Here is a 3,144-nt window from a genome sequence, read left to right on the forward strand (position 1 = left end):
CTTGCCGGTTGACGTGCCGCCTGAAACCACGATCGAGACGCGGTTGCGCACCGCGTATTGCAGGAAGTCCATCGGCGACGTGTCGTGCAACATCTCGACGAGTCGCTTTTCTTCGATTGAAAGCGCAAGGCCGCTGCCCATTGCCGTGTCCTCGAAGGCGCCGAGATCCTTGTAGGCAGCAAGGCTCATATCCATGATGACCTGCTTGCGGATAGAGATCGCCCCGCCTTCGGGAGCCGCGGGCGGCAAGACGCATTGGATGCGCTCACCCGAGGGTAGAGCGGCCGACAGGACCGGCCTTTCTTCGTTGATCACCTGATTTGTCGCCGAGGCGACGCCCGTTGAGATATGCCTAATCCAGCCGGACGTAACCTCGCGCTTGACGACGTGCTCCATTTCCTTCGCGCCGAGGCGTTCGATGAACAGTTCACCCGGCCTGTTGATCGCAATCTCGGACACTGCATCTTCGTTCAAATAGGACCATATCGGTTCCAGATGAGCGCGCAGGACCGGGGCTCTCGCCCAAGGGTCGGGGAGGGGATGCACGGCATTCATTTCACCGGGCTCCCATAGCCGGGATAGAAATTATCCTTTGGCGTCGTGTAGAGAGGCGTCGGATCGATCGCCGTCTTCGGTCGCCCACCTGCCTTCAGGCGTGCAACTTCTTCCTGAACGGGATCAGCGTACAAATCCGAGAAATCGAGATCTCGCCGCACCAGCACGACGACCGATGTGCCCTGGTCGACGTAGACCGTCGGGCCAATGTTCTGCGTGTCACGAAACGCCTCTTGCGCGAGTTGCTGAAGGGCGGTCGATGATTTGTCGAAGGCGATGCTGCGCGCGTCGCGCTGCGAGCCATTGCCGCCATAAGTTACGGTCGTGGTCTCACCGGTCACGGGATCGACCGTCGACACCTGGCGCTGTTGTCCATTCTGGCCGCTATCTCCAAGCGAGGACAGATATTCAGAGACACCGCCAACGACGGAAAGCATGATGGCGTTGCCGTAGCGTTCAACCCAGTGCGTATCGACACGTCCGCCCATGCCGCTGCGGCCGAGCGCGTCTGCCCCAGGCGACTTGATATCGACGGAAATGCCGTCCGAGCGGATGACCCTGCTCCAGACGATGAAAACCCGCTTTTGACCGCGCGCGAGTCCTGAGCGGTATTCCCCGGTCAGGCGCGAGCCCTTCGGAATGAGGATCCGCCTGCCGTCGAGCGAGAAGACATCCTCGCGCACGACAGCGCGCACGGCACCGGGAAGATCCGTGTTAATCGCGGTTTCCAAATAGCCGCGAATGATCGTTCCTTCAGGGATCAACGCGTCAGTACGCCGGAAGACCCTGGCTTTGACGATGCCGGAAGAACTTGCCTCAGACTGCGCTAGGAAGGCCTTGTTGGGATCACTGTCGGCGCCGGGGACCGGAATGATCTGACCGTCGGGCGCGATCTCGACCTGCGCCGCCTGGGCGCCGGCATCCGTCGAGCCGGTTTGATCATTCGTCACCATCTGGTTCGAGCGCAGGCGTTCCCACACCGCTTTTTCGCGCTCGGCGGCCTCTGCCTTACGGCGAGCCTCTTCCTCTGCCGCGGCTTCGCGGCGGGCTTCTTCCGCCTCGGCCTTGCGGCGAGCCTCCTCTGCCGCCATTTGCGCCTCCAGCGCGCGCCGCTGCGCATCGAGATCCGCGCCCTCCTGCACGGTCTGATCGACATTGGTAGCCTGTTGCGCGCCGCTCTGGTCGGCGGCCGGTGGCGGCACCACAATCTGCTCGATGGTGCCGTCGGCAGGTTGCGGCGGTTCGTTCAACGCCGGCGGGCGGAATTCGGGCGGGTTGAAGTTTTCCTCGCCGTCGCTGCGAACATCGCGCGATACCGGCTCCCGGGGCCAGTTCAGCCATATCAACGCGCCAACCAGCACCACGCCGAGGGCGACCAGGGCGATCCTGGTACCCACGCCCGCACCGCGGCGCGCGACCGTCGGGCTGCCGTCCAGCTGGTTATAATCGATCTGGGTCATCACCGCCCTCCGCTGGATCCGAACAGGGTGGAACCGCCTGTCAGTTTCGTTGGACCGTAGACTTGCTCGACCGGATCGATGGCGTTGGGTCGCGCCCGGTTGTAGAGGCAGAGCGTCTTGCCATCGGCCCGCAAGGTGAATTGCTGCGCGACCTTGTCGATGACTGTGTATTTGCCCTGCGTGCGAACGTTGACCAGCGACTCATGGCGCTTGTCGTCGACAACGAAAATCGCCGGAATGTCACCCTTGAACTCCAGAAACACCTTCGTGCCGTCGTCGAATACGGTACGCGGCTTCAGGCTGTCGTCACCCTTGTAGGCATAGTCGTAATTGAGATCGGCATAGTTCAGGTCCTTCAAATCCGGATCGGCGGCGCTCTCTTTGGCCTGTGAGAGCAGGCGCGCGTTGATATCCTCGTCCGGGTATTTGAACCGGACCTGGAAGGATGCCCGGTCACGGCTATTNTCTCTTTGGCCTGTGAGAGCAGGCGCGCGTTGATATCCTCGTCCGGGTATTTGAACCGGACCTGGAACGATGCCCGGTCACGGCTATTGTCGGTTGCCTGCAGCAGCAAGGAATAGACGCGCCGGTTGGTGACGACGTTGACGTTGGTCCACGCATCGCGCTCCAGCGGCTTTACGAACAGAAATCGCGATCCGCGTTTGGGGATGATCGACCAGCCTTTCGTGTCGCCAGCCGACACGGTTTCGATGACTTCGGTCGGGCTGAGCTCGACCATCGTCNTGATCGACCAGCCTTTCGTGTCGCCAGCCGACACGGTTTCGATGACTTCGGTCGGGCTGAGCTCGACCATCGTCGAAATACCCAGAGCTGCGCGCACCGACGTCACGTCGTCATTGTTGAAGGTGACGTATCGGATGCGGCCGTCGCGTGCGGCCGCGTCGTGCATTGTGCCGAGCAGAAAGGCGGCCGACAGCGCAAGGCCCACGCGCCATCTCATTGTAGGCTCCCCGCAGCGGGCGCCGATTCCTGATCGCGGCGGTAGTCCGTAACCTGAAATCCCAACGGATTGTCGAAACGCCATTCGTTCTTCAGCGGCGTCGAGGTGTAGCGGAATTTTATCACCGCCACCCAATCGTCGGTGGTGGACGAATTGTCCCGCCGCGTC

At 61.8% G+C, this 3,144-nt stretch carries 5 protein-coding genes; all 5 read right to left on the reverse strand.

Features of this window, described 5'->3' with window-relative positions; genetic code table 11:
- Positions 1 to 459, reverse strand: a 459-nt coding sequence (locus X760_RS73450; RefSeq protein ID WP_245278804.1) for an ATPase, T2SS/T4P/T4SS family, incomplete at its 3' end; no start/stop codon positions are given.
- Positions 460 to 551: 92 nt separating this feature from the next.
- Positions 552 to 2,015 (reverse strand): type IV secretion system protein VirB10, encoded by a 1,464-nt coding sequence (gene virB10 / locus X760_RS73455; RefSeq protein WP_023723244.1) that lies wholly within the window; start codon positions 2,013 to 2,015, stop codon positions 552 to 554.
- Positions 2,015 to 2,425 carry a TrbG/VirB9 family P-type conjugative transfer protein gene (locus tag X760_RS73460; RefSeq protein ID WP_245278805.1) on the reverse strand — a complete coding sequence of 137 codons (411 nt, stop codon included), beginning with the start codon at positions 2,423 to 2,425 and terminating at the stop codon, positions 2,015 to 2,017. The genes virB10 and X760_RS73460 overlap by 1 nt, the downstream gene beginning before the upstream one ends.
- Positions 2,371 to 2,976, reverse strand: a complete 606-nt coding sequence (locus X760_RS73465) for a TrbG/VirB9 family P-type conjugative transfer protein (RefSeq protein WP_023723246.1) — start codon at positions 2,974 to 2,976, stop codon at positions 2,371 to 2,373. Before X760_RS73465 ends, X760_RS73460 begins: the two co-directional genes overlap by 55 nt.
- The coding region (locus X760_RS0140710) for a type IV secretion system protein (RefSeq protein WP_031195568.1) at positions 2,973 to 3,144 on the reverse strand (172 nt) is incomplete at its 5' end. The genes X760_RS73465 and X760_RS0140710, both read right to left, overlap by 4 nt.

It is taken from the genome of Mesorhizobium sp. LSHC420B00 (genome assembly GCF_000503055.1).
GTDB lineage: Bacteria > Pseudomonadota > Alphaproteobacteria > Rhizobiales > Rhizobiaceae > Mesorhizobium.

What these genes read in the sequence shown, in the direction of transcription:
- virB10 (WP_023723244.1), bottom strand. Translation starts at nt 2,015, where the DNA reads ATGACCCAGATCGATTATAACCAGCTGGACGGCAGCCCGACGGTCGCG.